Here is a 26128-nt window from a genome sequence, read left to right on the forward strand (position 1 = left end):
GATCGCGGCGCGCACTATTCTGTTCTCGCGTAGCCGGGTCAGGGAAACAGCATGGCGTTGGTTGCCCTTGAAGGGGTCGGAAAGACCTTCCGCGGCCGCACGGGCGCGTGGGAGGCGGTGCGCGACTTCTCCCTGGAACTGGCGGAGGGCGAGTTCTTCTGCCTGCTCGGCACCTCCGGCTGCGGGAAGACCACGGTCCTCAACATGCTGGCGGGGTTCGAGGCGCCGACAGCCGGCCGCATCCTGCTGGATGGCAAGCCCGTGCGCGGCCCCGGCGCCGATCGCGGCGTGGTCTTCCAGGGGCATGACAGCCTCTATGACTGGCTGACCGCGCTGGACAACATCGCCTTCGGGTTGCGCCTGCGCGGCATGGCGAAGGCGGAGCGCCGCGCGGTCGCGAACCGCTTCCTGACGATGGTCGGGCTGACGGGGCAGGGGGCCAAGCACCCCTCCGAACTCTCCGGCGGCATGAAGCAGCGCATCCAGATCGCCCGCGCGCTGGCGAATGATCCGCGCATCCTCCTGATGGACGAACCCTTCGGCGCGCTGGATGCGATGACGCGCGCCGTGCTGCAGAACGAACTCTCCCGCATCTGGGCGGAGACGCGGAAGACCGTGCTCTTCATCACCCATGACATCGAGGAAGCGGTCGCGCTCTCCACCCGCGTCGGCGTCATGAAGCGCGGGCCGGGCGGCACGCTGAAGGCCGTGGTGCCGGTCGATCTTCCCTTTCCCCGCGAACGCACCTCGGACGGCTTCATGCAGACATTCCGCCAGGTCCATGCGCTGATCCATGAGGAGATCCACCCTCATGAATAACCGCGCCGCGACCATCGGCGGCTATGTCGCCGGCTTCGTCCTGCTCTTCGCCATCTGGCACCTGGCGAGCCAGTTCCTGGTGCGCTCCGTCCTCTTCCCCTCGCCCTTCCCGGTCTTCGAACGCGCCGTGGTGCTGATCGAGGATGGGCTGCTGCAGGAAGCGGTCATCGCCTCCATGCGCCGCATCCTGCAGGGGTTTCTCCTCGGCAGCGCATTGGGAATCCCGATCGGCCTGGCGCTGGGCAGCTTCAAGCCGGTGCGGCTGCTGCTGGAACCCTGGACGGAATTCTTCCGCTTCATCCCCGCCGTCGCGATGATCACCGTCGCCGTGATCTGGTTCGGCATCGGGGAGGAGAGCAAGATCTTCCTGATTGCGTATACGACGGTCTTCGTCGTCATCATCGCGACCGCGGCCGGCGTCGGCGCCGTGGGGAAGGACAAGATCCGCGCGGCGCAATGCCTGGGCGCGAACCGCTTCCAGGTCTTCGCCCTCGTCGCCCTGCCGGCCACCGTGCCCTACATCCTGACGGGCATGCGGCTCGCGATGGCCAATGCCTTCGTCACCATCGTCGCGGCGGAACTCGTCGCCTCCAATGACGGGCTCGGCAAGATGCTGTGGGATGCCCGCCTGTTCATGCAGGTGGAGGACATCTTCGTCGCCCTCATCTCGCTCGGCCTGCTGGGCTTCGCCACCGACCGCAGCTTCCGCCTGCTGATCCGCGCCTTCGCGGGCCGCTTCAACCCGACCATGTGACCACGAACAGGGAGAGAGAAACCATGCTGAACCGTCGCAGCCTGATCGCCGCGGGCGCCGCCGCCGCGCTGCCCATGCCCGCCTTCGCGCAGGGCGCGCCCATCCGCATGACCATCGCGACGGGCGTCGATCCGTCCTTCGCGCCCTACTACGTCGCCCGCGAAGGCGGCTTCTTCCAGCGCAACGGGCTGGAGGTGACGGTGAATACCGGCCCCTCCGGCTCCGCCATGATCGCCTTCCTCGTCGGCAACCAGATCAACTCCGCCTATGGCGCGGAACAGGCCGGCGTTTCCGCCCACCTGGTCGATCCCAACGTCGTCGCGGTGGCGGAAGGCACGGCGCTGCTGCGCTGGATCAGCGTGCTCGGCCGCAATGTGGAGAACATGGAGGCGCTGAAGGGCAAGCGTGTCGGCGTCGCCCGCGGCACGGGCAGCGAGACCTTCTGGCTCTCCGTCGTCTCCAAGCTCAACCTGAACCCGGCCGACTACACTATCGTGAATGTCGAGGCGCCGGAGATGGTGGCGGCGCTGGAGCGCGGCAACATCGATGCCTTCGCGGTGTGGGAACCCTGGCCGACCCGCGCCATGCGCGCCATCCCCAACACGAAGATCCTGCTCTCCAACGACCAGATCCAGATCGTCCGCAACTTCGTCTACATGAACAAGGGCTGGGCGGAGGCGAACCAGGATGCGACGCAGCGCTTCATGCGCGCCCTGATCCAGGCGCAGGAATTCATCGCCAGCAACCCGGCGGAGGCCGCCGCCCAGGCCGCGCGCTTCCTGCGCCAGGACCGCGCCTTCATCGCGGAGCTGATGACCAAGGTCGAGTACAAGATGAACCTGACGCCCGACAGCGTCGGCAACATCCAGCTGGCCATCGACCAGCTGCGCGGCATGAACCGCCTGTCCCGGGAAGTGACGCCGGACCAGGTGATCTGGAAGGCGCCACTCGCCGCCGCCGCCGCCGGCCGCGTGACGATCTGACCATGGCGCCGCTGCCCGTCGCCTTCACGGCCGGCGAGCAGGGAGCCTGGAGGATCAGCGCCATCACGCCGATCCGGGGTGCGGGCCTGGAAGCCGCACCCCGCCTTGCCGTCACGACCGGGACGGATCCCCAGCCGCGCGGCGCCTGGACGCTGCGCGGCGTGGTCAGCAACATCCGATATACCACCGCCGAGGAACTGGCCGCCCTCGCCGCGCGGCAGCAGGGGCTCGGCCGGCCCGAAGCCACCCGCGCCGCCCTCATCCCCATCCGCAAGACCGCCGCCTGGTGGGCGATGGCGCAGGATGAGCGGCGCGCCATCATGGAGACGCGGTCGCGCCACAACGCCATCGGCATGGAATACCTGCCGGCCATCGCGCGCCGGCTCCACCACAGCCGTGACCTGGGCGAGCCCTTCGACTTCCTGACCTGGTTCGAATACGCGCCGGGGGATGAACCGGCCTTCGAGGCGCTGCTCGCCCGCCTCCGCGCCAGCGAGGAGTGGTGCCATGTCGAGGCGGAGATCGATATCCGCCTCAGCCGCTAATCCGTCTCCGCCAGGGCGCGCAGCCCTGGCGGGTCGCTGATCCGGAGGCCCGCGCGCGAGGGCTCCACCAGCCTCGCCGCGCGGAACTCCACCAGCGCCAGGTTCACCTTGGGCCTGGTCGCCGCCACCAGCGCCGCCAGCTGGCCCTGCGGCAGCCGCACCAGCCCCGCCGGGTCCGCTGCCGCCAGCTTCAGCAGCGCCGCCGCCAGGCGCTGTGGCAGCGGCCGCAGCCCCACCGCCTCCACCTGCTCCGTGGTGCGCCGCAGCCGTGCCGCCAGGGTGCGCAGCAGCGCCAGCGCCGTGGCGTGATCCTCCGCCAGCACCGCGGCCGCATCGGCATGCCGGACCAGCAGGGCGGAGACCGGCGTCAGCGCCGTGCAATCCGCGCTGCGCGGCCCGCCATCCACCAGCGCGACCTCGCCCACCGGCTCCCCGGCCCCGGCCAGGCCGAGCGTGAGTTCCCGCCCGGCGCCGGTCGCCAGGTGAAGCCGCACCAGCCCGTCCAGCACCAACAGCATGCCATCCGCGCCGGAATCGCCCCGGCGGAAGACCACCTCGCCCTCCCGGTACCGCACGGGCCGGGCAGCCGCGGCCAGGCGGGCGCGCGCGGCCTCCGGCACGCCGGAGAACAGCGGCAGGCGGTCGATGGCGCGGCGGGCCTCGATCGACATCGCCGCGCCTGGTCCCGCTACTTCTCGGAAGCCGCGATGATGCCGCCGGACAGGCTGGCCGGGATGCGGTTGGTCCAGCGGCCGCCATCCACCTGCGTGACGAAGTCCAGCACCGCGCGGTTGAAGGCGTCCGGATCCTCCAGGTTCATGGTGTGCCCGCATTTCGGCATGACCAGCAGCGCGCTGCTCTTGATGGTGCGCTTCAGGTAGATGCTGGCCTCCAGCGTCGGGTCATCCTCGTCGCCCGCGATGACCAGGGTCGGCACCTCCATCCGGCTGAAGCCGTCCTTCAGGTCGAACAGCGAAGGGCGGCGGCGCTGCACGCCGTTCATGGTCAGGGCCGATCCCTCCGTGCTGTGCTCGCAGAGCTGGTCCTGGAATTCCTTGTAGCCGCGGGGGTCCTTCTCCTCGAAGACCAGGCGCGTCGGGCCGCGGCTGTAGGTCATGCCGAACTTCGCCATCGTCTCCGACCGGATGCGGGCGATGGCGGCGTCCGTCTCCTTGTGGAATTGCGGCATCTTGTCCGGCGACGCGCCGTAGCCGACGCCCGCGGCCACCAGGCTGCGGCAGAGATCCGCATGGCGCAGGCCCATATGCAGCGTCGCGAAGCCGCCCATGGACAGGCCCACCACATGGGTCTTGCCGAGGCCGAGCCCCTTGATGACGGCGGCGATGTCGTCCGTCGCGCGGTCCTGGCTGTACTTCTCGGGGTCGGACGGCACCTCGGAGGGGGTATAGCCCCGGGCGGCATAGGTCACGCAGCGGTAGCGGCGGGAGAAGAAGCGCATCTGCGCCTCCCAGCTCCGATGGTCGCCGGCATATTCATGGACGAAGACCATGGGGGTGCCGGAGCCCGCTTCCTCGTAATAGAGGCTCACCCCGTCATCGGTGCGGATCGTCGGCATCGTCTCTCCAATCTGGTCCCGGGAAGGCGCCGGATCGTGGCGCCGGGGCATCGAGTCGGCAACCCTGGGACGGCACCTTGACTCCGGAGGGGGGCGAGCGCATCTGCCAATCCGGACCCGATGGGTCCCCTTTCAGGAGCGGGAGCGACGCCGCGTGCTGCGGGTCTCGAAATTCACCGATTACGCCGTGGTGGTGTTGAGCCGGCTGGAAGCCGAGGGGGGCGTGCAGACCGCGCCCGGCCTGGCTGGCGGCACGGGCATCGCCGAGCCCACGGTGGCCAAGGTGCTGAAGATGCTGGCCCAGGCGGGCCTGGTGGAGGGGCTGCGCGGTGCCCGCGGGGGATACCGCCTGCTGCGCCCGCTGTCATCCCTGCCGCTGTCGGACGTGATCGTGGCCGTGGATGGCCCGATCGCGCTGACCGCCTGTGTCGATGGCGGATTCGGTCTTTGCGAGGCCGAGAATACCTGCCCCGTCCGCGGCCGTTGGGACCCCGTGAATGCCGCCATCCGCGGCGCGCTCTCCGCCATCATGGTGAGCGAGATCGCGACGCCGCCCGGCCGCGCCGCGCTGCCCGCGCACCTGACCGCCACCCCCGTGCCTGCCCTTCTGGCCGAGTAGGACAAGTTCCATGCCCGCCGTCACCGAGACGCTCGAAACCGTCCAGTCCGTCACCGAGGGCGGCTACAAATGGGGTTTCGAGACCGACATCGAGATGGAGTTCGCGCCCAAGGGCCTGAACGAGGACATCGTCCGCTTCATCTCCGCGAAGAAGAATGAGCCCGCCTGGCTGCTGGAATGGCGGCTGAAGGCCTTCGCGATGTGGAAGAAGATGGAGGAGCCCGCATGGGCCGCCGTCTCCTACCCGAAGATCGACTACCAGGACGCCTATTACTACGCGGCGCCGACGCAGAAGACGAAGCCGAAGTCGCTGGACGAGGTCGATCCGGAACTGCTGAAGACCTACGCCAAGCTCGGCATCCCGCTGAAGGAGCAGGCCATCCTGGCGGGCGTGGAGGGCGCGGGCGATACGCCCGCCGATGGCGGCCGCATGCCGATCGCCGTCGATGCGGTGTTCGACAGCGTCTCCGTCGCCACCTCCTACAAGGAGCGCCTGGCGAAGGACGGCATCATCTTCTGCGCGATCAGCGAAGCGGTGCAGGAGCATCCGGAGCTGGTGCGCCAGTACCTCGGCACCGTGGTGCCGCAGGGCGACAACTACTTCGCCGCGCTGAACAGCGCCGTCTTCACCGATGGCAGCTTCGTCTACATCCCGAAGGGCGTCCGCTGCCCGATGGAGCTGTCCACCTATTTCCGCATCAATGCCAAGAGCACGGGGCAGTTCGAGCGCACGCTGATCATCGCCGATGAGGGCAGCACGGTCAGCTACCTCGAGGGCTGCACGGCGCCGCAGCGGGACGAGAACCAGCTGCATGCCGCGGTGGTGGAACTCGTCGCGCTGGACGATGCGACCATCAAGTACAGCACGGTGCAGAACTGGTACCCCGGCGATGCCGAGGGCCGTGGCGGCATCTACAACTTCGTCACCAAGCGGGCGGATTGCCGCGGCGCGCGGAGCAAGGTGAGCTGGACGCAGGTGGAGACGGGCTCCGCCATCACCTGGAAGTACCCCTCCTGCATCCTGCGCGGCGATGACAGCGTGGGCGAGTTCTATTCCGTCGCCATCACCAACAACCGCCAGCAGGCCGATACCGGGACGAAAATGTTCCATATCGGCCGCAACACGCGCAGCACCATCGTCAGCAAGGGCATCAGCGCCGGCCGCGGGCAGAACACCTATCGCGGCCTGGTGAAGATCAGCCCCAAGGCCGCCGGCGCGCGCAACTTCACGCAGTGCGACAGCCTGCTGATCGGCGACGAATGCGGCGCGCATACCGTGCCCTACATCGAGAATCGCTGCATGTCCGCCAAGGTGGAGCATGAGGCGACGACATCGCGCATCGCCGAGGACCAGCTCTTCTACTGCCGCCAGCGTGGCTTGAGCGAGGAAGATGCCGTGGGCCTCATCGTCAACGGCTTCTGCCGGGAGGTCCTGAAGGAGCTGCCGATGGAATTCGCCGTGGAAGCGCAGAAGCTGCTGCAGATCAGCCTCGAAGGCTCGGTCGGTTAAGGGATCGCCTGATATCATGCTGAAGATCGAGAACCTGCACGCCACCGTCGAGGGCAAGCCGATCCTGAAGGGGTTGTCGCTGTCGATCGCGCCGGGCGAGGTGCACGCCATCATGGGCCCGAACGGCTCCGGCAAGTCCACGCTGAGCTACGTGCTGGCGGGGCGGGAGGGCTATGAGGTCACGGAAGGCTCCGTCACCTTCATGGGCCAGGACCTGCTGGCGATGGAGCCGGAGGAACGTGCCGTGGCCGGTGTGTTCCTGGCCTTCCAGGCGCCCGTCGAACTCCCCGGCGTCGGCAACGCCAACTTCCTGCGCACGGCGCTGAACGCGGTGCGCCGCGCGAAGGGGGAGAGCGAGGTGGACGCGATCCAGTTCCTCAAGCTCGCCCGCGCGCGGATGAAGGTGCTGAACATGCCGGACGACATGCTGAAGCGCCCGGTCAATGTCGGCTTCTCCGGCGGCGAGAAGAAGCGGAACGAGATGCTGCAGATGGCGATGCTCTCGCCCAAGCTGGCGCTGCTGGACGAGACCGATAGCGGGCTCGACATCGATGCGCTGAAGATGGTGGCGGATACCGTGAACAGCCTGCGCGGGCCGGATTTCTCGGCGCTGGTCATCACGCATTACCAGCGCCTGCTGAACCACATCGTGCCGGACCATGTGCATGTGCTGTCCGCCGGCCGCATCATCCGCAGCGGCGGGCCGGAACTGGCGCAGGAGCTCGAGGCGACGGGCTACGCCGCCTCGGTGGCCGCGGCATGACGGCGCTCGGCACCACCGGCGCCGCCGCCTTCCTGGCGCGGCATGAGGGGCTGCGCGCCCGCCTGCCGGGCGCTGACCTGGCCTGGGTCGCGGCGCAGCGCGAAGCCGCGGCGGAGGCCTTCCGCGCGCAGGGCTTCCCGACCCGCCGCATCGAGGCCTGGCGCTACACGGATCTCGCCGCGCTGACCGCAACGGTGTTCGGCGAGCCCTTGACCGGCGTGGATGATGCGCTGGCGCTGCCCGCCACCACCAACCCCCGCGCCGTCTTCGTCGATGGCCGCTTCCGCGCCGATCTCTCGACGCTGGACGGGCTGGCCTATGCGGCGGAAAGCCTGGCGGCCGCGCTGCCGGCGCTGGAAGGGCGCCTCGGCGCCGTCGCGCGCCCGGCGGAACAGGCGCTGGCCGCGCTGAACGGCATGCTGTTCGAGGACGGGCTGGTGGTGACCGTGCCCGCCGGCGTCGACGGCGGCGTGCTGGAACTGCTGTCCTTCGCGGCGCTGTCGGACCGCGCCCCCGCCTACCACCCGCGCCACCTGGTGCGGCTGGAGGAAGGCGCCTCGCTCACGCTGATCGAGACGGCCTCCGGCCCCGCCGCCGCGCGCTACCTGCACAACCCGGTCTTCGAGATCGAGGTCGCCGCCGGCGCGCGCCTGAACCACGGGCGGCTGCAGCAGGAAGGCCACGACGCCTTCTTCCTCTCCACCGTCTATGCCCGCGTGGCGGAGGGCGGTGCCTATGACAATTTCACGCTGAATGCCGGCGCCCGCCTGGCGCGGAACGAGATCCATGTCGCGCTGGCCGGCCCCAAGGCCGAATGTCACATGAACGGCGTGCAGCTGGTGGCCGATGGCCAGCATGCGGATACGACGACGGCGCTGGACCACGCGGCGCCCGATTGCGCCTCCCGCCAGACCTACAAGACCGTGCTGGCCGGCCGGTCGCGCGGCGTCTTCCAGGGCAAGATCCTGGTGCGCAAGATCGCGCAGAAGACCGATGGCTACCAGATGAACCAGGCCCTGCTGCTGAGCCCGGAGGCCGAGATCGACAGCAAGCCGCAGCTGGAGATCTACGCCGACGACGTGAAGTGCAGCCACGGCGCCACCGTCGGAGAGCTGGATGCCGACAACCTGTTCTTCCTGCGCGCCCGCGGCATCCCGCTGGACCAGGCCAAGGCCATCCTGGTCGAGGCCTTCCTGACGGAGGCGGTGGAAGCCGTGGCCGACGAGGCCATCCGAGAGGCGCTGTCCGGCGCCGTTGCCGGCTGGTGGCAGCGCCAGGGCGTGGCGGGCGGGATCGAGGTCGCGTGATGGACGGGTCCATGGCGCCGGTGCTGGACCTCGCCGCGATCCGCGCCGATTTCCCGATCCTGTCGGAGACGGTGCGCGGCAAGCGCTTCACCTTCCTCGACAGCGGCGCCTCCGCCCAGAAGCCGCGGCAGGTGATCGGCGCCATGGTGCGGATGATGGAGAAGGCCTACGCCAACGTCCATCGCGGCGCCTACCACATGAGCGAGCAGGCGACCGAGGCCTATGAGGCCGCGCGCCGCGCCGTGCAGCGCTTCCTGAATGCGGGCGACGAACGCGAGATCGTCTTCACCGGCAGCAGCACCAACGCCATCAACCTGGTGGCCCACAGCTATGGCCGCGGCGTGATGAAGCCGGGCCAGGCGGTCGTGATCTCCGAGATGGAGCATCACGCCAACCTGGTGCCCTGGCAGATGCTGCGCGACGCGCATGGCATCGAACTGCGGGTCTGCCGCATCACCGATGCCGGTGAGCTGGACATGGACGACCTGGCCGCCAAGCTCGCGGATGGCAAGGTCGGCCTCGTCGCCGTCACGCATATGTCCAACGTGCTCGGCACCGTGACGCCGGCGGAGCGCATCGCGCGCATGGCGCATGAGGCCGGTGCGAAGGTGCTGTTCGATGGCAGCCAGGCCGCCGTGCATCGCCGCGTGGATGTGCGGGCGCTGGACGCCGATTTCTACGTCTTCACCGGCCACAAGCTCTACGGCCCGACCGGCATCGGCGTGCTCTACGCCAAGGCCGCGCTGCTGGAAGCCATGCCGCCCTTCCTCGGCGGTGGCGACATGATCGCCGAAGTCAGCTTCGAACGCAGCATCTGGGCGCCCATCCCGGCCAAGTTCGAAGCGGGTACCCCGCCGATCATCGAGGCCATCGGCCTGCACGCCGCCATCGACTATGTCGAGGCGATCGGCATGCCGGCGATCGAGGCGCATGAGCGCGCCCTGGTCGATCGCGCCATGGCCCGCCTGCCGCATATCGAGGGTGTCACGCTGCTCGGCCGCGCGCAGGATCGCGGCGGCGTCTTCGCCTTCGCGCTCGATACCGCCCATGCGCATGACGTGGCCACGCTGCTGGACCGCGCCGGCATCGCCGTGCGGTCCGGCCGCCATTGCGCGGAACCGCTGCACGCCCGCTTCAACGTCGAGAGCACCTGCCGCGCCTCCTTCGGCCTCTACACCACGCCGGAGGAAGTCGATCTCCTCGCCGATGCGTTGGGGCAGGCGAGGGAGTTCTTCCGATGAGCGGCGGATTGTTCGACGACCTTCGCGACCTCTACCAGGAAGTCATCCTGGACCATGGCCGCAAGCCGCGGAACTTCCGCCGGCTGGACGATGCCGACCGCACCGCGCGCGGCGACAACCCGATGTGCGGCGACCGGATGGAACTGTTCCTCAAGATGGCGCCGGATGGCACCATCGCGGATGCCGCCTTCCAGGGCCGCGGCTGCGCCATCTCCATGGCTTCGGCCTCGCTCATGACCGACACGGTCAAGGGCAAGACGCCCGCGCAGGCCCATGCGATGAGCGACGGTTTCCGCACGCTGGCCATGACCGGCACCTGCCCGGCATGCGGCGGCGACATCGCGGAGGAGATGGAACGCCTCGCGCCGCTCTCCGGCGTGCATGACTTCCCGAGCCGCGTGAAGTGCGCCACGCTGGCCTGGCACACCTTGAACGCCGCCCTCGACGGCGAGGCGAAGGAGGCGAGCAGTGAGTGAAACGCCGACCCTGCCTAACCACGGCGCCTGGACGCCGGAAGGCTCCACCGAGCCGCCGGTGAAGGTGCATGAGGATGCGGTCATCGCCGTCCTCAAGACGGTCTTCGACCCGGAAATCCCCGTCGATATCTACGAACTCGGCCTGATCTACGCGATCGAGATCGGCGATGACGGGCACGTCAAGGTCGAGATGACGCTGACCACCCCCTCCTGCCCCTCGGCGCAGGAACTGCCGAGCCAGGCGGAGGAAGCGGTGCGCGCCGTCCCCGGCGTGACCGATGTGACGGTCGAGGTCGTCTGGGATCCGCCCTGGGACCAGAGCCGGATGAGCGAGGATGCGCGCCTCGCCCTCAACATGTACTGACGCCAGCGTGAGGGTGAAACCATGACCATCGCCACCGACGCGCCCGTCCGCCCCAGGCGGGCCCTGCCGCCGCTGATGACGCTGTCCGATGCGGCGGCGGAGCGGCTGCGCGGCCTCTACGAGAAGGGCGAGGCGGGCAAGCTGCTCCGCATCGCGGTCAAGACCAAGGGCTGCTCCGGCATGTCCTACGACCTGTCCTGGGTCGATGGCGCGGGGCCGGGGGATGAGGTCGTGACCGACAAGGGCCTGACCATCCTGGTGGATCGCAAGGCGACGCTGTTCCTGATCGGCACGGTGATGGATTACGAGGTGAAGGCCATGTCCGCGGGCTTCACCTTCACCAATCCGAACGAGAAGGGCCGCTGCGGCTGCGGGGAAAGCTTCCACGTCTGACGGATTGTTACGCCACCTTGGCGCGGCCTGGGCGCCGCGCCACATCCGGGCTTCCCACCTTGGAAGCCTGCCCTTGCCTCCCCACGCCATCACCCGCCGCAAGCTGGCCACGCTGCTGGCCGCGATCCCCCTTCTCGGCGCCTGCGTGAGCATGCGCGGCGGCAGCGACTACTACGCGGGCCCGATCTCGGACCATTTCGACGGCAGCCGCTTCTTCAACCCGGATGGCGAGGCGCCGCGCGGCTTCACGCAACTGCTGCGCTGGCAGCTGACGGAAACCCGCACCGCCTGGCCGGATGCCTTCCCGAGCCCCTTCCCGCAGGACACGCCGCCCGACCGCGTGGCGGGCCAGGCGCTGCGCGTCAGCTTCGTCGGCCACGCCACCTTCCTGATCCAGGGCGCGGGCCTCAACATCATCACCGATCCGGTCTTCTCCGACCGTGCGAGCCCCTTCAGCTTCTACGGCCCCAAGCGCGTGAACGCGCCCGGCATCGACTTCGCGAAGCTGCCGAGGATCGACGTCGTCCTGCTCTCCCACGCCCACTACGACCACATGGATGTGGAGAGCCTGCGACGGCTGTGGGAACGCGACCGGCCCCGCATCCTCGCGCCGCTCGGCAATGACGTGATCCTGCGCGGCCACCACCCCGCCATGGTGGTGGAGACGATGGACTGGCATGAGCAGCGGGACCTAGGCGGCGGGGTCACGGCGACGCTGGAAGCGGTGCATCACTGGTCCGCCCGCGGGCTGTTCGACCGCAACCACGCGCTGTGGGGCGGCTTCGTGCTGAAGGGCATCGGCGATGGCATCTTCTTCGCCGGCGACACGGGTTTCGACCAGGGCCGCCCCTTTCGCCGCGTCGCGCAGCGCCATCCCGGCCTCGGCCTCGCCCTGCTGCCGATCGGCGCCTATGAGCCCCGCTGGTTCATGGTGGCGCAGCACATGAACCCGGATGATGCCGTGCAGGGCTTCGAACTGCTCGGCGCCCGCCAGGCGCTCGGCTACCACTGGGGCACCTTCAACCTGACGAATGAGGGCGTGGACGCTCCCCCGGCGGACCTCGCCACGGCGCTGGCGGCCAAGGGCGTCGATCCCGCCCGCTTCATCGCCGCGCGGCCGGGCCTCGTCTGGACCAACGCGGCCGCCTGATCCTCAGGCGATCACCACGAAGGAAGCCGCGGCCGGCGTCGCATCCACCAGCTCCGCCAGCAGGATGACGCCGCCGGCGGCGCTGCCATTGCTGTCCCAGCTCAGCAGATGCGTGTCGGTGTCGAACAGCAGCTGCGCCGGCGTGCGCAGCGGCGTGCCCGCGCTGCTGATCTGCAGCCGGCCCGACGCCGCCAGGTTCATGCCGGCCACGAGCCCGCCGCCGAAGCCCGCGGCGGAGATCTCGATCACATCCTCGCCCGTGATGAAGTCCAGGATGCGGTCGCCGCCCTCCGTGGTGGCGGCGAAGCGGAAGGCATCGGCGCCATCGCCGCCGGCCAGCACATCGGCGCCGAGGCCGCCGCGCAGCGTATCCGTGCCCGCGAGCCCGAGCAGCGTGTCGTTGCCCGCCAGGCCCAGCAGGATGTTGGCGCCCGCATTCCCGGTGATGGTGTTCGCGACCGCATTGCCGGTGCCGTTGATGGCGGCGCTGCCCGCCAGTTCCAGCGCCTCCTGGTTCGTGCCCAGCACGAAGGAGAAGCTGGCGCAGATGGTGTCGTTGCCGCCGCCCGCCGCTTCCGTGATCTTGTCGCCCAGGCTGTCCACCACGTAGCGGTCATCGCCCGCGCCGCCGGCCAGCGAATCATTTCCCGCGCCGCCATCCAGCGTGTCGTTGCCAAGGCCCCCCGTCAGCGTATCGGCGCCCTCCAGCCCGCTGAGGCGGTTGTCACCCGCATTGCCGGCGATGAGGTTGGCCTGCGCATTGCCCGTGCCGGCCAGGCCGGCGCTGCCGGTCAGCGTCAGCCGCTCCACCTCGCTGCCCAGCGTCCAGTCCACGCTGGCGAGCACCAGGTCGGTGCCGCCCAGCGCCTCCTCCACCACCACGTCGCCGGCATCGTCCACGACATGCACATCATTGCCGAGGCCCCCGGCCAGGCGATCCGCCCCCGTCCCGCCATCCAGCGTATCGGCCCCGGCGCCGCCCAGCAGCGTATCCGCGCCGCCCAGCCCCGAGAGGCGGTTCGCCCCGCCATTGCCGGTGATGACATTGGCGGCCGCATTGCCGGTCCCGGCATTGCCCGCCGTGCCGGACAGGACCAGGTCCTCCACCGCATCGCCCAGCGTCCAGGCGACGGTGGAGACGATGGTGTCCGCGCCCTCGGCCGCCTGCTCGATGACGCGCTGGGTGATCGCCTGGACGTAGTACAGGTCGTCGCCCGCACCGCCCGCCAGCGTATCGGCGCCGAGCCCGGCATCCAGCACATCCGCGCCGCCCATGCCCTGGATCAGGTCGTTGCCCGCGCCGCCCATCAGCCGGTTCGCGCCGGCATTGCCGACCAGGACGTTCGCCAGCGTGTTGCCCGTGCCGTCGATATCGGCCGTGCCGGTCAGCGTCAGCGCTTCCAGATTCGCGCCCAGCGTCCAGCTGACGGCGGCGCGCACCAGGTCCGTGCCCTGGCCCGTGGCTTCCACCACCACGCAGGCGCCATCGGCCACGACGTAGCAATCATCGCCGAGGCCGCCCGCCAGGCTGTCCGCGCCCGTGCCGCCTTCCAGCGTATCGGCGCCGCCCGCGCCCAGCAGCGTGTCGTTGCCCGCGTTGCCGCGCAGCCAGTTCGCGGCCTCGTTCCCCGTTATGCGGTCATGCCCCGCGCCGCCGATCGCATCCTCGATCAGCGATCGCGCATCGCCCTGGTACTGCATCGCGTTGAAGACGTTGCCGCGCGCCATCCTGCCCGTGCCGAGCATCGCGAGCTGCGCCGTGCTGGCGACGGACCATCCGCCGGGCGAGAGATCGATGCTGACGCCACCGGCATAGGCCGAGAGGTCATAGGTATCGCGCCCACCGCCATCCCAGATCGTCAGGAAGATGCGGTTGCCGCCCGGCGTTCCCTGGCCGACGCCGTTGATGGACATCTGCCCGGTGGCGGGGTTCCAGCTGTAGGTCGTGTCGCCCGCCTGCATGGTGAAGTCGGCGCCGTACATCACCTGCAGCGCCGCGATGTCCAGCATCATGTAGGATTGCGGCGCGGACCATTGTTCGTAGGTGTAGCCACCGGCCGGGCCGCCGGTGTAGCTGCGGTAGCTCATCACCGAGAACTCGATGCTGTCGCGATCCGCCGGCACGGCGGTGGCGCCGGGCCCGCCCGTTTCCTGCGAATGCTTCAGCCCCAGCGCATGGCCGATCTCGTGCAGCGTGGTGTGGTAGGCGTAGTTGCCGAGCGTGGGGTTGCGGTAGTTGTAGGCGGTGCCGAACCAGACATCGCCGCCCGACCCGCCGCCGGGATAGCGCGCATAGGCGGTGCCGGGCAGGCTGGACTGGGCCAGGCGCAGATCGGCGGAATCGAAGCCCGCATCGGTGATCGCGAGCTGCGTGAAATCCGCCACCCCCGCGCCGCGCAGCACCGCATTGCCGCCCGCCACGCCGCTGGTGCCGGCCAGCGCATGGCGCGCCGCCTGCATCGTGGCCAGCGACACCTGCGCGAAGCCGCTGCCCGGTTCGTTGTTGCCATAGGGCGATTCGAAATCGCCCACCGCATCGGGGAAGCTGAAGGTCAGCGGCCCCTGCCAGGCGGTGCCGGACAGCACCCCGTCGATATACTTGTTGCCGGTCGCGGCAACCGCCCGTGTCGTCGCCATGGCTGCCGGCCCCTTACCCAAGGGCGCGAAGCCGGTCGCCCCGCGCCCCGGCAGCCTTGACGAGCCTCCTTAACCGGATGTTGCGCGACCGTGCCGGCGTCAGTCTTTCGTCCCGCGCGCCTGCCCGCCCTTGCGCCCGGCCTCCGCCGCGCGCTGCGGGTCATTGGCGAAGTTGTTCGGATCCTTCCGCTTGCCCGCGCCGACCGTGTCCTGCGACACGCCCTTCTGGCCTTCCGCGCCGTGCCCGCCGGCCTTGTCGCCGGCGCCATCCTTGCCCTTGTTCATGTCCTGGCCTGCCATCGCTGCATCCTCCTTGGGCGGCGCACCACGCTTGCGCCGCGCGGGGGAAACGCCTTGCGCCGATGGCGGGTTCGGCGTCACAGGCGGAACGCCGGGCGCGTATTGACCGCGACGGGCCGAAGCGCGAGGAGGGGACATGGCCCGCTTCCAGGTTCTCGTCACCCACACCCATCTCGACCAGCCCGGCCTCGGCCTGCTGGAGGAAGCGGGTTGCCAGGTGCATGTGCTGACGCCGGATGGCAGCGGCGTCGTCACCGCGGCGAATGGCCGGGCGGAGGTGGAGCGCCTGCTGGCGACCATCCCCTTCGATGGCGTGATCTCCCGCATCATCCCGATCGGCGGCGCGGCGATGCGCAGCTGCCCGACGCTGCGCGTCATCAGCCGCGCGGCGGTAGGCTACGACAACATCGACATGGCGGCGGCCACGGCGCAGGGCATCCCGGTGCTGACGGCGGTCGGCGCCAATTCGCAATCCGTCGCGGAATACGCGATGGGGCTGATGCTGGTGGTGGCGCGCAACATCGCGCGCCACAACACGGCCATCCAGGCCGGCGGGTGGGACCGGGCGCGGCTCGGCCTTGAACTGCGCGGGCGGCGGCTCGGCCTGGTCGGCTATGGGCGCATCGCGCAGAAGGTCGCGGCGCTGGCCCAGGCCTTCGGCATGCGGGTCTCCGCCTGGAGCCCCAACCTCCACAAGGCCGGCGACATCGCGCCGGTGACGCGCGCCGCGACGCTGCACGAGCTGATCCGCGGCTGCGACGTGCTGTCGCTGCACATCCCGCTGACCGAGACCTCCCGCAACCTGATCGGCGCCGGGGAACTCGCGCTGATGGGGAAGGAGGCGATCCTGGTGAATACCGGCCGTGGCGGCCTGGTGGACGAAGCCGCGCTGGCCGAGGTGCTGCGGGAAGGCCGCATCTGGGGGGCGGGCATCGATGTGCTGACGCAGGAGCCCCCGCCGCGGGACAACCCGCTGCTCGGCCTGCCCAACGCCATCCTGAGCCCGCATGTCGGCGCCGCCACCACGGTTGCCCGCGCCGCGACTGCGGAGACGGCGGCGCGCCACCTGCTCGACATCCTGCTCGGCCGCACGCCGCCGGCCGATGCGGTGGTGAACCCCCAGGTCCTTACCAGGTCAGCTCCGCCAGCGTGATCCGGTTCTCCGCCGCCGGCCAGGCGCGGGAGACGATTCGTTCCTCGTTGAAGATCCCGACCACGGGCCTGCCGAGTTCGGCGCCGGGGATCTGCCGCGTGGCCAGCGCCGAGATGGCGACGCCGGGGCGCAGTTCCGGCGGCACGCGGCCATCCAGCAGGATGGCGTCGCGCGGGATGCCGAAATAGCCGCGGGTGCGCTGGAACAGCACCACGCCACCGCCGCCATCGCGCTCCGCCTGGGTCGGCGCGCGGGCGGGGCGCAGGTTCACCACGGTGGAGCCGCGCGGGAAGGGGCCGCGATAGATGTGGGTGATGGGGTGGCGCGGCGCGGCGACGACGAACTCCAGCGTCCAGTCCGGCCCGACCGGCACGCCGCCCCACTTCCCATCCTCCTCCGTCACGCGGCGATGGAGGGCCTCGCCCATGCGCTCGCCCGTCTCCGGCGAGACCCGGAAGACTTCGACGGTGGCGCCCGCGACGGGGCGGTTGGTGACGCCGCCCGCGGTGTTGGTGACGCGCCCGTCCAACACCGGCCGCGCCTCGGGTTCGACGGACAGCCGCATGGGGGCGCGGCCGGTGATCCAGGAAAAAATCTTGGCGAAGGCGCGGGCGTGGTAGGCGACCTCCCGGTGGTCCAGCGCGCCCAGCACCAGGTTGGTGGCGCCGCGCAGCTCCGGCCCGTCCACATCGGTGCCGGTCGGCCGGTCGGGCGTCGTGGACCAGATGGCGCGGGGCTGGGCGAAGACGTCGTTCCAGGCGCTGCGGATGGTCAGGAAGGCGGTGCCGGGGACGACGTCGGTGGTGCCGCCGTTCAAGCGGCGCAGGAAGTCGGACTGGCTGTTGAACTCGCGGTTCCGGATCTCCGGCCAGTCATAGACGCCGCGATTCGGCGTGCCGCAGAGCACGGCGTGGGAGACGGCGTCGCTGCCGCCCTGGTGCACGACGAAGTCGCGGATCGGGTAGCCGCCGCGGGAATTGCCGACGAGGGCGATCCGCGCGCCGCCATGCCGCGCGCGGAACTCGGCGACAAAGGCGGCCAGGCGCGCCGTCTGCTCCGCGCTGCCGCTGCGGCCCGCCTGGGGCACTGCGTCATCGTCCCGCGCCAGCGGGTCCGGCATGTCCACGGCCAGCAGGCGGTCCTGCGGATAGCCGTTGGATTCGAAGCGCCAGAGCGTGGTGAGCCACAGCGCCGCATGGTCGCCATTGCCATGCACGAAGAGGATCGGCGGGGGCAGGGCCTGCGCGCGGGCCAGGCGAGGCGCGGCCAGCGGCAGCGCGCCGGCGGCGAGAAGAAGGGTGCGTCGGGACGTTTCCATTGGGCGGAAGGGTAGCGAAGCCTGCCGCCCGTTGGAACGCCCCTCCCATCACGCCGGCGCCATGGCGGCCGCGATCACGTCCCAGTCCGCGTCGGTGATCGGCACCAGGCCGAAGCGCAGCCGCGCGCCCCAGCCGCCATCCCGCGCCACGCTGAGATGCGGCAACAGCGGCGCGGCCGGCGCCTGCCGCGACGGCGCCCAGGCCACGGCACGGCGCCAGGGCAGGAAGCCCGGCGCCATCTCCGCCTGCCAGGGATCGCCTGGCGCGACGGTGCCCATGGCGACGAAGGCGCGCAGCGTGTCCTTGAGCCCGAAGGTGGCGGTGGGCGCGTAGTAGGCGATGCGGTCGCCCGGCCGCAGCCGCCGCACGGGGCCCGCCTTCCCGTGGCAGAGCTGGAGAAAACCGCCCGCGACCCCGCGCGCGACATGGTTGGCGCTGGAGACCCCGATCCAGGCGGCCATCAGGCGGCACCCCCCGGCGTGAAGACCCGCAGCCGGTGCCCATCCGGGTCCAGCGCCACGAAGCCGAAGCCGAAATCGAGCGTGCTGGGCGGCAGCGCCATCGGAACCCCCCGCGCCGCCCACTCGGCGTGGCAGGCGGTGACGGCGGCGGCGTCGGGCAGCGTCACGCAAAGCTCCCCGCCGCCGGTGCCCTCCGCCGCCGGCACCACGCCGGCGCGGCGCCAGAGGCCGAGCATATGGCCGGGCCCGGCCGGGATCATGGCGAAGCCCGGGGAGGCCTCGACCGGCGGGCGGCCCAGCGCGGCCGCGTAGAAGGCGGCGCTGCGGGCGGTGTCCTCGACATAGAGGATGCTGAAGCTGATCTCGGGCATGGGGTCCGTCCCTGGTTGGCGATGACCCCTTGCTACGCGCCCGCGCTGTCAGTTCCTGTCAGCAGCGATCCCCTCCCGCGCCTTCCACTCCCGCAGCAGGGCGGCGCGGCGGCGGGGGTAGCGCTGGCCGGTCGCCTCCAGGCTCGCGATGCGGTCGATGCGGAAGCTACGCAGGTCCTGGCGCAGCTCGCACCACGCCAGCAGCACGCGGACCCTCTCGAAGAAGCCGAGCGCGAAGGGCCAGAGGCGCCGCCGCGTCTCCTGACCCGCCCCGTCGCGATAGGCGATGGCGAGGATCGTCTCCTCCCGGATCGCCTGGCGGATCAGCGGCAGGCCGGGGCTGGCGGGGGCGGCCAGGGTGGGGCCGATCAGCAGGCCGTTCTGCTCCAGCCTGTCGCGCATCGCGGGGGGCAGCACGGCGCCGATCTTGGCGAGGGAATCCTCCGCCCCGCGCCGCAGCGCCGGGTCGCCCTGTTCCATCACCCAGCGCGCGCCGAGCACCAGCGCCTCCACCTCCTCCTCCCCGAACATCAGCGGCGGCAGGGTGAAGCCGGGGCGGAGGACGTAGCCGATGCCGGCCTCGCCCTCGATCGCCGCGCCCTGCGCCTGGAGCGTGGCGATGTCGCGGTAGAGGGTGCGCAGCGAGACGGCCAGCTCCTCCGCCAGCGCCTGCCCGCGCACGGGGTGGCGCCGGCGCCGCAGCGCCTGCAGCAGGTCGAGGAGCCGGGCGCTGCGGGACATGGCGGCGGCCTTACCGGACCGCCGCCATCACGTCACGCGTTGGACGGCACCAGGCGATAGCCCGTGCCCGCGCGCTCCACCCGGCCCGTGGCGGGCATGGGGAAGTGGTAGCCCACCACCGGCACCCGGTCCGTCGCCGCCTGGTCCAGCAGGCGCCGGCGCGTCTCCACGGCCTGGGTGGCGTCCATGTCGAAGACGGGATGCCATTCCGGGTTGGTCATGAAGAAGGCGGGCGCGTTGACCGCGTCGCCGATCACCAGCAGCTGGTCCCGCCCATCCGCGATCAGGAAGGAGGCATGGCCGGGCGAATGCCCGTTGGTCGCGATGGCGGTGATGCCCGGCGCCACCTGGGCACCCGGCTCGAAGGTCTGCACGCGGTCGCGATAGGGGGCGAATTTCTGCCGCACATTGGCGAAGCCGGGGCGCCGCGCTTCGGAGGCGCGGGATTCCTCCCCCGCATCGGTCCAGAAGGCCCATTCCCGCGCCGGCACCAGCACCGGCGCATTGGGGAACAGCGCCTGGCCCTGCGCATCCGTGAGCCCGCCGATATGGTCGCCATGGAAATGCGTGTGCACCACCAGGATGACCTGCGCGGGGTCGAGCCCCGCCGCGCGCATATTGGCCAGCATGGTGCTGCCCGGCGCGCCGCGCCCGACATCCAGCATGATGAGGCCGCGCGGCGTCCGCACCACCGTGACGTTGAAGGGATTGTCCAGCGCCGTGCCCTGCATGCCGGCGGCCTGCATGGTGGCGGCCACCTGGGCGGGGGTGGCGTTCAGCACGAAGCCCTGGGTGGCATCGGCGCGCACCACGGAGCCATCCGTGACGATGAAGGCCTCCAGCCCCCCCACCGCCACGCGGTGGAAGGTCGGCGCCTGCGCCTGGGCGGCAGACGGGGCGAGGGTGGGGGCAAGCGCGAGGCCGGCACCGGCGGCCAGCAGGCCGCGACGATCGATCATCATGGTCGCGTCTCCCTCAGCCCGCCGCCGCCCAGTCGGCCGGCACGAAGCGATAGCCATTGCCCTCCTTCGCCATGAAGCCGGTGGAGGGGAAGGGGAAGTGGTAGCCGGTGACGCGGATGCGGTCCGTGGAGACCATGTCGAAGACGCGGCGGCGCGTGGCTTCCGCCATCTGCGCGTCGAAGTCGAAGACCAGGTGGAAATCGGGGCGGCGGGCAAAGACTTCCGGCCGGTTGGTGATGTCGGCCAGGAAGACCAGCTGCTCGTTGCCGTCCGAGATCCGGTAGATGGTGTGGCCCGGCGTGTGGCCATGCGCGGCGATGCTGGTGATGCCTGGCAGCACCTCCGCCCCCGGGGCGATCTGCCGCACCTTGCCCTCGTAGGGGCCGAAGCGGCGCTGGCTGTTGGCGAAGTTGGCGCGCTGGAATTCGGGGCTGCGCGTCTCGTTCCCGCCATCCATCCACCAGGCCCATTCCGGCGCCGGCACCACCAGCTCCGCATTCGGGAAGGCGGGGGTGCCATCGGCGTTGAGCAGGCCGTTCACGTGGTCGCCGTGGAAATGGCTGAACACCACCGTGGTCACGCGGGCCGGGTCCAGCCCCGCCGCGCGCATGTTCGCCGTCAGCAGCCCGACCGGGGCATTGGGGCCGGAGGGGCCGTTGCCGGTGTCGAACAGCACCAGGCCGTTCGGCGTCTCCACGCAGGTCAGGGTGAAGGGGATGCGGAAGGTGTCGGTGGGCAGGAAGCTCTCCGCCAGCACGCGCTGCACGTCTTCCAGGGACGCGTTGCGCACGAAGCCCGCATTCAGCGGGATGGCGCGGCTGCCGTCATGCAGCATGGTCACGGTCCGCGACCCCAGCCGGAAGCGGAAGAAGCCGGGCGCCTGGGCCAGCGGTGCCGGCGCCGCCGGGGCCTGGGCCAGGGCGGGCGTCGCGCGCAGCAGCGCCGGCGCGGCCAGGGCGGCGGCCGCCCCCATGACAATGGACCTGCGGATCATGCTTCTTCCCTCCGGGACGGTTGGCTCGCCGCGACGTTGGGCGGCGGGCGCGGGATGCAACCCCCAAGCGCGCCCCTGGCGCAAGCATCTTTCGCGGGGGGCGCGCTCAGCGCGCGAAGGCGACGACCGATTCCAGGTGCGGCGACCAGGGGAACTGGTCCACCGGCACGGCGGAGACCGCCGTGAACCCCGCGCGGCCCAGCACCGCCGCATCGCGCGCCAGCGCGACCGGGTTGCAGGAGACGTAGATGGCGTGCCGGACCTTGCTGCGCGCGATCTGCGCCACCTGTTCCACCGCGCCATTGTAGGGGGGGTCCAGGACCACCACCCCGAAGGCATCGAGTTCCGCCGGCAGCAGCGGGCGATAGGCCAGGTCCCGCTTCACCGCCTCCACCCGCCCGCCCGCCTTGCGCGCGGCGGCATCCAGCGCCGCCACGGCGCCCGCCTCCCCCTCATAGGCCGCGACGCGATGGGTGGCGGCCAGCGGGAAGGAGAGCGTGCCGATCCCCGCATAGAGGTCCGCGATCCGCGCCTTGGGGGAGAGCTTGCGCGGCAGCGCGGCGCACACCGCGGCGACGATGCCGGCCTCGCCCTCCGGCGCCGCCTGCAGGAAGGCGCCGGGCGGCGGCGCCACCTTCACGCCGCCCAGCATCAGGTGCACGGGGCCGGCCTGCGCCGCCGTCTCCATCACGCCGTCGCCCCGCGCCCAGGCAATGCGGGGGATGCCATGCGCGATGCCGAAGGCGGCCAGGATGGCGCGCTGCGCCGCGTCCAGCGGCCCATCGGTGCGCAGCAGCAGGTCGGGCCCGCTGTCGAGCAGGTTCAGCACCGCCGAGCCTTCCCGCTTCAGCGCGCCGAGCCGCTTCAGCACTTCCCGCAGCGGCCGGAACAGCGCCACCAGGCGCGGGTCCAGCACATGGCAGGTGGAGAGGTCCGCGATGGCGCTGGCGCCGCGCTGGTGGAAGCCGAGCGCCACCCCATGCGGCACGCGCCGCAGCGCGAGGTCCGCCCGCCGCCGCGTGCCGGGCGGTGCCGCGACCAGGGGCGCGACCTCCACCGCCATGCCCGCCCGCGCCATCGCCTCCACCAGGCGGTCGCGCTTCCAGGCGTGGTAGGCGGGCAGCGCCATGTGCTGCAGCGCGCAGGCGCCGCATTCCACCAGGAAATGGGGGCAGGGGGGTGGGACGCGGTCGGGGCTCGGTGTCTCCACCGCGGCCAGCGTGGCCGCGATGCCATCCCCGCGCCGCGGGCCGAGATCGGCCAGCACCGCCTCCCCAGGCAGGGTGCCGGCGATGAAGACGGGGCCCTGCGGCGTTTCCGCCACGCCATCCCCGGCGGAGCCGAGGCGCGTGACGGTCAGGCGCTGGGTGATCGAGGTGGCGTCGGGCACGGGGTCATCCTGGCCCCGACGCCGGGGCTCTCGTTCAGCCGCCGAAGGCGTTCAGCCCGGTCTGGGCGCGGCCGAGGATCAGCGCATGGACGTCATGCGTGCCCTCATAGGTGTTCACCGTCTCCAGGTTCACCATGTGGCGGATGACGTGATACTCGTCGACGATCCCGTTGCCGCCATGCATGTCGCGCGCGACGCGGGCGATATCCAGCGCCTTGCCGCAATTGTTGCGCTTCACCAGGCTGATCATCTCCGGCGCCGCCTTGTGCTCGTCGAACAGCCGGCCGACGCGCAGCACGGCGTGCAGGCCGAGCGTGATCTCCGTCTGCATGTCGGCCAGCTTCTTCTGCACCAGCTGCGTCTGGGCCAGTGGGCGGCCGAACATCTTGCGGCCCATCGTGTAGTCGCGCGCGGCGTGCCAGCAGAACTCGGCGGCGCCCATGGCGCCCCAGGCGATGCCGTAGCGCGCGCGGTTGAGGCAGGAGAAGGGGCCTGCCAGGGACTTCACGCCCGGCAGGCGGTTCTCCTCCGGGACGAAGACCTCATCCATCATGATCATGCCGGTGACGGAGGCGCGGAGCGAGAACTTGCCCTCGATCTTCGGGAAGGTCAGGCCCTTCATGCCGCGCTCCAGCAGGAAGCCGCGCAGCACGCCCTCGTCATCCTTCGCCCAGACCACGGCGACATCGGCGATGGGGGAGTTGGTGATCCAGGTCTTGGAACCGCTGACGAGGTAGCCGCCATCCACCTTCTTCGCGCGGGTGCGCATGGAGGAGGGGTCGGACCCCGCATCGGGCTCCGTCAGGCCGAAGCAGCCGACCCATTCGCCGGTGCGCAGCTTCGGCAGGAACTTCTGCTTCTGCGCCTCCGACCCATAGGCATGGATCGGGAACATCACGAGCGAGGACTGCACGGAGAAGGCGGAGCGGTAGCCGCTGTCCACGCGCTCGACTTCGCGGGCCATCAGCCCATAGGCGACGTAGGAGACGCCGGCGCAGCCATAGCCATCGAGCGTCGCGCCCAGGAAGCCCATCTCGCCGAACTCGTTCATGATCTCCCGGTCGAAGCTCTCGTTCCGGAAGGCCATCAGGACGCGGGGCTGCAGCTTCTCCTGGCAGAACTGGCGGGCCGCGTCGCGGATCATCCGCTCATCCTCGGTCAGCACCTCATCCAGCAGCAGCGGATCGTCCCAGGTGAAGGGGGCGGTGCTGGACTTCTTCGGGGTGGTGACGGGAGTGACGACGTTCATGGCTTTCTCCTGGCTCCGGCGGGTGGGCGGGCCTCGGCTGGTATCGGCTGCAATCTGGCGCGGGTGCCGGCATCCGGCAACCGGCGCGTGGAAGCAAAAAGGGGCGCCGAGGCGCCCCCTTCGCGGGATCAGGCCGCTTCCGCGTCCGGACCCGGATCGGTTTCCGGTGCGCTGTCCCGCTTCGGGCGGGGCAGGGGCAGCAGCATGAAGGCGGGCACGGCATCGCCGAAGCCGCGCGGCGAGGGGCCGGCCTCCCGGTCCTCGCGCCGCTCGCGGCGGAATTCCTCGCGCCGCGCGGCGTAGCTCTGCATCTCCTCGCGCGGCGGCAGGTCGCGGCCCGGGCGGCCATCGCGGCGCGGGCCGCGATCGTCACGCCGGCCCTCGCGCGGGGCGCGGTCGCGGGGCGCCTCGTCACGGTGGGCCTCATCCCGGCGGGGGCCGCGCGGCGGGCGGGCCTCGCGCAGCGGCACGTCATCCGCCGCCGTCTCGATGGTCTCGACCGGCGGGCGGCGCCCGCGATCGTGATCGCGCCCGCCCCGGTCACGGCCGCCCTCGCGGCCGCCACGGTCGCGCCCGCGGTCCCGGCCCCCATCGCGCCCGCCCCGGCCGCCATCGCGGCCACCGGGTGCCGGCCGGCCGCCGCGGCCACGCTTGGCCTTGGCGCCCTCGGCGATCTCCTCGGCGGAGACGGGGTCGAGCCCGTCGATCTCCATGCGCGGGATCGGCTTGCCCGTCAGCTTCTCGATCGCCGCGACGGAGCGCGCATCCTCCGGCGCCGCCAGCGAATAGGCATGGCCTTCCCGCCCGGCGCGGCCGGTGCGGCCGATGCGGTGGACATAATCCTCCGCATGGAAGGGCACGTCGAAGTTGAAGACGTGGCTGAGCCCGCCGATGTCGAGGCCACGCGCCGCGACATCGCTGCACACCAGCAGCTGCAGCTCATTCGCCTTGAACTTGTTGAGCGTCGCGAAGCGGGTGGACTGGTCGAGGTCCCCGTGCAGGGCGCCGACCGAGAAGCCGTGGCGCTTCAGCGACTTGTAGAGGATGTCCACGTCGATCTTGCGGTTGCAGAAGATCAGCGCGTTCTGCACCGCCTCCCGCCGCAGGAGGCGGCGCAGCGCCTCCCGCTTGTCCATGTCCCGCACCCAGACCAGGCCGGTCGTGATGGTGGTGGCCACCGTCGCGGGGGCGCTGACGGTGATCTCCTTCGGGTTCTGCAGGAAGGCATCGGCCAGGCGGCGGATCTCCGGCGCCATGGTGGCGCTGAAGAACAGCGTCTGCCGCATCCGGGGCAGGAGGGAGACGATGCGCTCCACATCCGGGATGAAGCCCATGTCCAGCATGCGGTCGGCCTCGTCGATCACGAGGACCTTGCAATCCGCCAGCAGGATGCGGCCGCGATCGAACAGGTCGAGCAGCCGCCCCGGCGTCGCGATCAGCACATCGACGCCCTTGTCGAGCACGTCGCGCTGCTCGTTCATGCTCTCGCCGCCGATCAGCAGGGCGTGCGTGAGGTTCAGGTGCTTGCCGTACTTCACGAAGTTCTCGGCCACCTGCAGCGCCAGCTCGCGCGTCGGCTCCAGGATCAGGCTGCGCGGCATGCGCGCCTTGGCGCGCGACCCCGCCAGGATGTCGAGCATCGGCAGCGTGAAGCTGGCGGTCTTGCCCGTGCCGGTCTGCGCGCAGCCCAGCACGTCCCGCCCCATCAGCACGATCGGGATCGCGGCTTCCTGGATCGGCGTCGGGTGCAGGTAGCCGGATTCGGTCACCGCGCGGAGGATGGGCTCCGACAGGCCGAGATCGGCGAAGGTGGTGCGGGCCGGCTCCTCGGGATCCTGCTCGTCATAGGCGCGCTCGGCCTCGCTGCGGGGATCGTCCTCGTCCTCGTCGTCGTCCCGGTCGTCATCCTCCCGGTCGTCGTCGTCGCGATCATCCTCCTCGCGACCATCATCGTCCCGGTCATCCTCCCGGGCCGCGGCATCGTCGCCGGCGGTGGCCTCGACCGGCGCGGAGGGCTCCGCCGCCGGGGCTTCGGCCAGGATGGGGGCGGG

27 protein-coding genes are annotated in these 26128 nt (G+C 70.9%); 14 read left to right on the plus strand and 13 right to left on the minus strand.

All coding sequences use genetic code 11. The features are described from left to right. The first annotated feature begins 51 nt into the window (after positions 1-51). From JJI54_RS12255 to JJI54_RS12270, 4 genes are read left to right on the plus strand one after another with little or no spacing between them, the layout of a single operon-like run. Positions 52-819 (plus strand): ABC transporter ATP-binding protein, encoded by a 768-nt coding sequence (locus tag JJI54_RS12255; RefSeq protein WP_203073267.1) that lies wholly within the window; start codon positions 52-54, stop codon positions 817-819. Beyond that, entirely contained in the window at positions 812-1573 is a 762-nt protein-coding gene (locus tag JJI54_RS12260; RefSeq protein WP_203073268.1) for an ABC transporter permease, read from the plus strand. The genes JJI54_RS12255 and JJI54_RS12260 overlap by 8 nt, the downstream gene beginning before the upstream one ends. A 23-nt stretch (positions 1574-1596) precedes the next feature. After that, positions 1597-2556: an ABC transporter substrate-binding protein gene (locus tag JJI54_RS12265; RefSeq protein ID WP_203073269.1), complete on the plus strand. Its 960-nt coding sequence runs from the start codon at positions 1597-1599 to the stop codon at positions 2554-2556. Positions 2557-2558: 2 nt separating this feature from the next. Next, on the plus strand, positions 2559-3101 hold the full coding sequence (locus tag JJI54_RS12270) for a chlorite dismutase family protein (protein WP_203073270.1): 543 nt from the start codon (positions 2559-2561) through the stop codon (positions 3099-3101). Here the strand turns inward: JJI54_RS12270 and JJI54_RS12275 are convergent. Together JJI54_RS12275 and JJI54_RS12280 are read right to left on the minus strand one after the other, a co-directional pair. Further along, complete coding sequence (locus JJI54_RS12275) at positions 3098-3772, minus strand: Crp/Fnr family transcriptional regulator (protein WP_203073271.1); 675 nt, start codon at positions 3770-3772, stop codon at positions 3098-3100. The genes JJI54_RS12270 and JJI54_RS12275 overlap by 4 nt on opposite strands. A 17-nt stretch (positions 3773-3789) precedes the next feature. Then, positions 3790-4677, minus strand: coding sequence for an alpha/beta fold hydrolase (locus tag JJI54_RS12280; RefSeq protein ID WP_203073272.1), 888 nt, complete (start codon positions 4675-4677; stop codon positions 3790-3792). Positions 4678-4831: 154 nt separating this feature from the next. Between JJI54_RS12280 and JJI54_RS12285 the strand changes: the two genes are divergently transcribed. The 9 genes from JJI54_RS12285 (at position 4832) to JJI54_RS12325 (ending at position 12500) form a co-directional block, all read left to right on the plus strand. Continuing rightward, the gene (locus tag JJI54_RS12285; RefSeq protein ID WP_203073274.1) at positions 4832-5296 is read left to right on the plus strand and encodes an SUF system Fe-S cluster assembly regulator; all 465 of its coding nucleotides are present in this window, start codon (positions 4832-4834) and stop codon (positions 5294-5296) included. A 10-nt stretch (positions 5297-5306) separates the two neighbouring features. After that, positions 5307-6806 (plus strand): Fe-S cluster assembly protein SufB, encoded by a 1500-nt coding sequence (gene sufB / locus JJI54_RS12290; RefSeq protein ID WP_203073276.1) that lies wholly within the window; start codon positions 5307-5309, stop codon positions 6804-6806. A 16-nt stretch (positions 6807-6822) separates the two neighbouring features. Beyond that, entirely contained in the window at positions 6823-7569 is a 747-nt protein-coding gene (sufC, locus tag JJI54_RS12295) for a Fe-S cluster assembly ATPase SufC (protein ID WP_203073277.1), read from the plus strand. Beyond that, positions 7566-8876 carry a Fe-S cluster assembly protein SufD gene (gene sufD, locus JJI54_RS12300; RefSeq protein WP_203073279.1) on the plus strand — a complete coding sequence of 437 codons (1311 nt, stop codon included), beginning with the start codon at positions 7566-7568 and terminating at the stop codon, positions 8874-8876. Before sufC ends, sufD begins: the two co-directional genes overlap by 4 nt. Next, entirely contained in the window at positions 8876-10117 is a 1242-nt protein-coding gene (locus JJI54_RS12305) for an aminotransferase class V-fold PLP-dependent enzyme (protein ID WP_203073280.1), read from the plus strand. Before sufD ends, JJI54_RS12305 begins: the two co-directional genes overlap by 1 nt. Continuing rightward, on the plus strand, positions 10114-10593 hold the full coding sequence (gene sufU / locus JJI54_RS12310) for a Fe-S cluster assembly sulfur transfer protein SufU (RefSeq protein ID WP_456305582.1): 480 nt from the start codon (positions 10114-10116) through the stop codon (positions 10591-10593). The genes JJI54_RS12305 and sufU overlap by 4 nt, the downstream gene beginning before the upstream one ends. A 10-nt stretch (positions 10594-10603) precedes the next feature. Then, positions 10604-10957, plus strand: a complete 354-nt coding sequence (locus JJI54_RS12315) for an SUF system Fe-S cluster assembly protein (protein WP_226381732.1) — start codon at positions 10604-10606, stop codon at positions 10955-10957. A 21-nt stretch (positions 10958-10978) separates the two neighbouring features. Continuing rightward, positions 10979-11350 carry a HesB/IscA family protein gene (locus JJI54_RS12320; RefSeq protein WP_203073283.1) on the plus strand — a complete coding sequence of 124 codons (372 nt, stop codon included), beginning with the start codon at positions 10979-10981 and terminating at the stop codon, positions 11348-11350. A 73-nt stretch (positions 11351-11423) separates the two neighbouring features. Continuing rightward, a complete protein-coding gene (locus JJI54_RS12325; protein ID WP_226381685.1) occupies positions 11424-12500 on the plus strand; it encodes an MBL fold metallo-hydrolase in 1077 nt (358 codons plus the stop codon). Between the two features lie 3 nt (positions 12501-12503). Here JJI54_RS12325 and JJI54_RS33110 read toward each other — a convergent pair whose 3' ends face one another. Next, positions 12504-15137 (minus strand): M10 family metallopeptidase C-terminal domain-containing protein, encoded by a 2634-nt coding sequence (locus JJI54_RS33110; RefSeq protein WP_203073284.1) that lies wholly within the window; start codon positions 15135-15137, stop codon positions 12504-12506. A gap of 99 nt (positions 15138-15236) precedes the next feature. Continuing rightward, complete coding sequence (locus JJI54_RS12335; protein ID WP_203073286.1) at positions 15237-15437, minus strand: KGG domain-containing protein; 201 nt, start codon at positions 15435-15437, stop codon at positions 15237-15239. Between the two features lie 136 nt (positions 15438-15573). Between JJI54_RS12335 and JJI54_RS12340 the strand changes: the two genes are divergently transcribed. Continuing rightward, the gene (locus tag JJI54_RS12340) at positions 15574-16590 is read left to right on the plus strand and encodes a hydroxyacid dehydrogenase (RefSeq protein ID WP_203073288.1); all 1017 of its coding nucleotides are present in this window, start codon (positions 15574-15576) and stop codon (positions 16588-16590) included. Here the strand turns inward: JJI54_RS12340 and JJI54_RS12345 are convergent. From JJI54_RS12345 to JJI54_RS12385, 9 genes are all read right to left on the minus strand, one after another. Further along, complete coding sequence (locus JJI54_RS12345; RefSeq protein ID WP_203073290.1) at positions 16565-17908, minus strand: alpha/beta fold hydrolase; 1344 nt, start codon at positions 17906-17908, stop codon at positions 16565-16567. The two genes, JJI54_RS12340 and JJI54_RS12345, sit on opposite strands and share 26 nt — an antisense overlap. A gap of 48 nt (positions 17909-17956) precedes the next feature. Then, positions 17957-18370, minus strand: coding sequence for an EVE domain-containing protein (locus tag JJI54_RS12350; protein ID WP_203073296.1), 414 nt, complete (start codon positions 18368-18370; stop codon positions 17957-17959). Further along, entirely contained in the window at positions 18370-18741 is a 372-nt protein-coding gene (locus JJI54_RS12355; RefSeq protein WP_203073297.1) for a VOC family protein, read from the minus strand. Before JJI54_RS12355 ends, JJI54_RS12350 begins: the two co-directional genes overlap by 1 nt. A gap of 48 nt (positions 18742-18789) precedes the next feature. Continuing rightward, entirely contained in the window at positions 18790-19482 is a 693-nt protein-coding gene (locus tag JJI54_RS12360) for a helix-turn-helix transcriptional regulator (protein ID WP_203073298.1), read from the minus strand. A 32-nt stretch (positions 19483-19514) separates the two neighbouring features. After that, positions 19515-20444 carry an MBL fold metallo-hydrolase gene (locus tag JJI54_RS12365; RefSeq protein WP_203073299.1) on the minus strand — a complete coding sequence of 310 codons (930 nt, stop codon included), beginning with the start codon at positions 20442-20444 and terminating at the stop codon, positions 19515-19517. 13 nt (positions 20445-20457) lie between these two features. After that, a complete protein-coding gene (locus JJI54_RS12370) occupies positions 20458-21438 on the minus strand; it encodes an MBL fold metallo-hydrolase (protein WP_203073300.1) in 981 nt (326 codons plus the stop codon). Positions 21439-21544: 106 nt separating this feature from the next. Continuing rightward, on the minus strand, positions 21545-22828 hold the full coding sequence (locus JJI54_RS12375) for a class I SAM-dependent RNA methyltransferase (protein ID WP_318987492.1): 1284 nt from the start codon (positions 22826-22828) through the stop codon (positions 21545-21547). A 34-nt stretch (positions 22829-22862) separates the two neighbouring features. Continuing rightward, positions 22863-24077 carry an acyl-CoA dehydrogenase gene (locus JJI54_RS12380; RefSeq protein WP_203073301.1) on the minus strand — a complete coding sequence of 405 codons (1215 nt, stop codon included), beginning with the start codon at positions 24075-24077 and terminating at the stop codon, positions 22863-22865. Positions 24078-24205: 128 nt separating this feature from the next. Continuing rightward, entirely contained in the window at positions 24206-25846 is a 1641-nt protein-coding gene (locus JJI54_RS12385) for a DEAD/DEAH box helicase (RefSeq protein WP_404817620.1), read from the minus strand. Positions 25847-26128: the final 282 nt, after the last annotated feature.

Origin of the sequence: Falsiroseomonas ponticola (assembly GCF_016805305.1) — a bacterium.
Taxonomy (GTDB): Bacteria; Pseudomonadota; Alphaproteobacteria; order Acetobacterales; family Acetobacteraceae; genus Falsiroseomonas; species Falsiroseomonas ponticola.

Coding starts and splice junctions, on each gene's coding strand:
- JJI54_RS12275 (WP_203073271.1), bottom strand. CDS start 3,772: ATGTCGATCGAGGCCCGCCGCGCCATCGACCGCCTGCCGCTGTTCTCC.
- sufC (WP_203073277.1), top strand. CDS start 6,823: ATGCTGAAGATCGAGAACCTGCACGCCACCGTCGAGGGCAAGCCGATC.
- JJI54_RS12255 (WP_203073267.1), top strand. CDS start 52: ATGGCGTTGGTTGCCCTTGAAGGGGTCGGAAAGACCTTCCGCGGCCGC.
- JJI54_RS12280 (WP_203073272.1), bottom strand. CDS start 4,677: ATGCCGACGATCCGCACCGATGACGGGGTGAGCCTCTATTACGAGGAA.
- JJI54_RS12340 (WP_203073288.1), top strand. CDS start 15,574: ATGGCCCGCTTCCAGGTTCTCGTCACCCACACCCATCTCGACCAGCCC.
- JJI54_RS12365 (WP_203073299.1), bottom strand. CDS start 20,444: ATGATGATCGATCGTCGCGGCCTGCTGGCCGCCGGTGCCGGCCTCGCG.
- sufD (WP_203073279.1), top strand. CDS start 7,566: ATGACGGCGCTCGGCACCACCGGCGCCGCCGCCTTCCTGGCGCGGCAT.
- sufB (WP_203073276.1), top strand. CDS start 5,307: ATGCCCGCCGTCACCGAGACGCTCGAAACCGTCCAGTCCGTCACCGAG.
- JJI54_RS12270 (WP_203073270.1), top strand. CDS start 2,559: ATGGCGCCGCTGCCCGTCGCCTTCACGGCCGGCGAGCAGGGAGCCTGG.
- JJI54_RS12260 (WP_203073268.1), top strand. CDS start 812: ATGAATAACCGCGCCGCGACCATCGGCGGCTATGTCGCCGGCTTCGTC.
- JJI54_RS12335 (WP_203073286.1), bottom strand. CDS start 15,437: ATGGCAGGCCAGGACATGAACAAGGGCAAGGATGGCGCCGGCGACAAG.
- JJI54_RS33110 (WP_203073284.1), bottom strand. CDS start 15,137: ATGGCGACGACACGGGCGGTTGCCGCGACCGGCAACAAGTATATCGAC.
- JJI54_RS12360 (WP_203073298.1), bottom strand. CDS start 19,482: ATGTCCCGCAGCGCCCGGCTCCTCGACCTGCTGCAGGCGCTGCGGCGC.
- JJI54_RS12370 (WP_203073300.1), bottom strand. CDS start 21,438: ATGATCCGCAGGTCCATTGTCATGGGGGCGGCCGCCGCCCTGGCCGCG.
- JJI54_RS12265 (WP_203073269.1), top strand. CDS start 1,597: ATGCTGAACCGTCGCAGCCTGATCGCCGCGGGCGCCGCCGCCGCGCTG.
- JJI54_RS12320 (WP_203073283.1), top strand. CDS start 10,979: ATGACCATCGCCACCGACGCGCCCGTCCGCCCCAGGCGGGCCCTGCCG.
- sufU (WP_456305582.1), top strand. CDS start 10,114: ATGAGCGGCGGATTGTTCGACGACCTTCGCGACCTCTACCAGGAAGTC.
- JJI54_RS12380 (WP_203073301.1), bottom strand. CDS start 24,077: ATGAACGTCGTCACTCCCGTCACCACCCCGAAGAAGTCCAGCACCGCC.
- JJI54_RS12350 (WP_203073296.1), bottom strand. CDS start 18,370: ATGGCCGCCTGGATCGGGGTCTCCAGCGCCAACCATGTCGCGCGCGGG.
- JJI54_RS12305 (WP_203073280.1), top strand. CDS start 8,876: ATGGACGGGTCCATGGCGCCGGTGCTGGACCTCGCCGCGATCCGCGCC.
- JJI54_RS12355 (WP_203073297.1), bottom strand. CDS start 18,741: ATGCCCGAGATCAGCTTCAGCATCCTCTATGTCGAGGACACCGCCCGC.
- JJI54_RS12345 (WP_203073290.1), bottom strand. CDS start 17,908: ATGGAAACGTCCCGACGCACCCTTCTTCTCGCCGCCGGCGCGCTGCCG.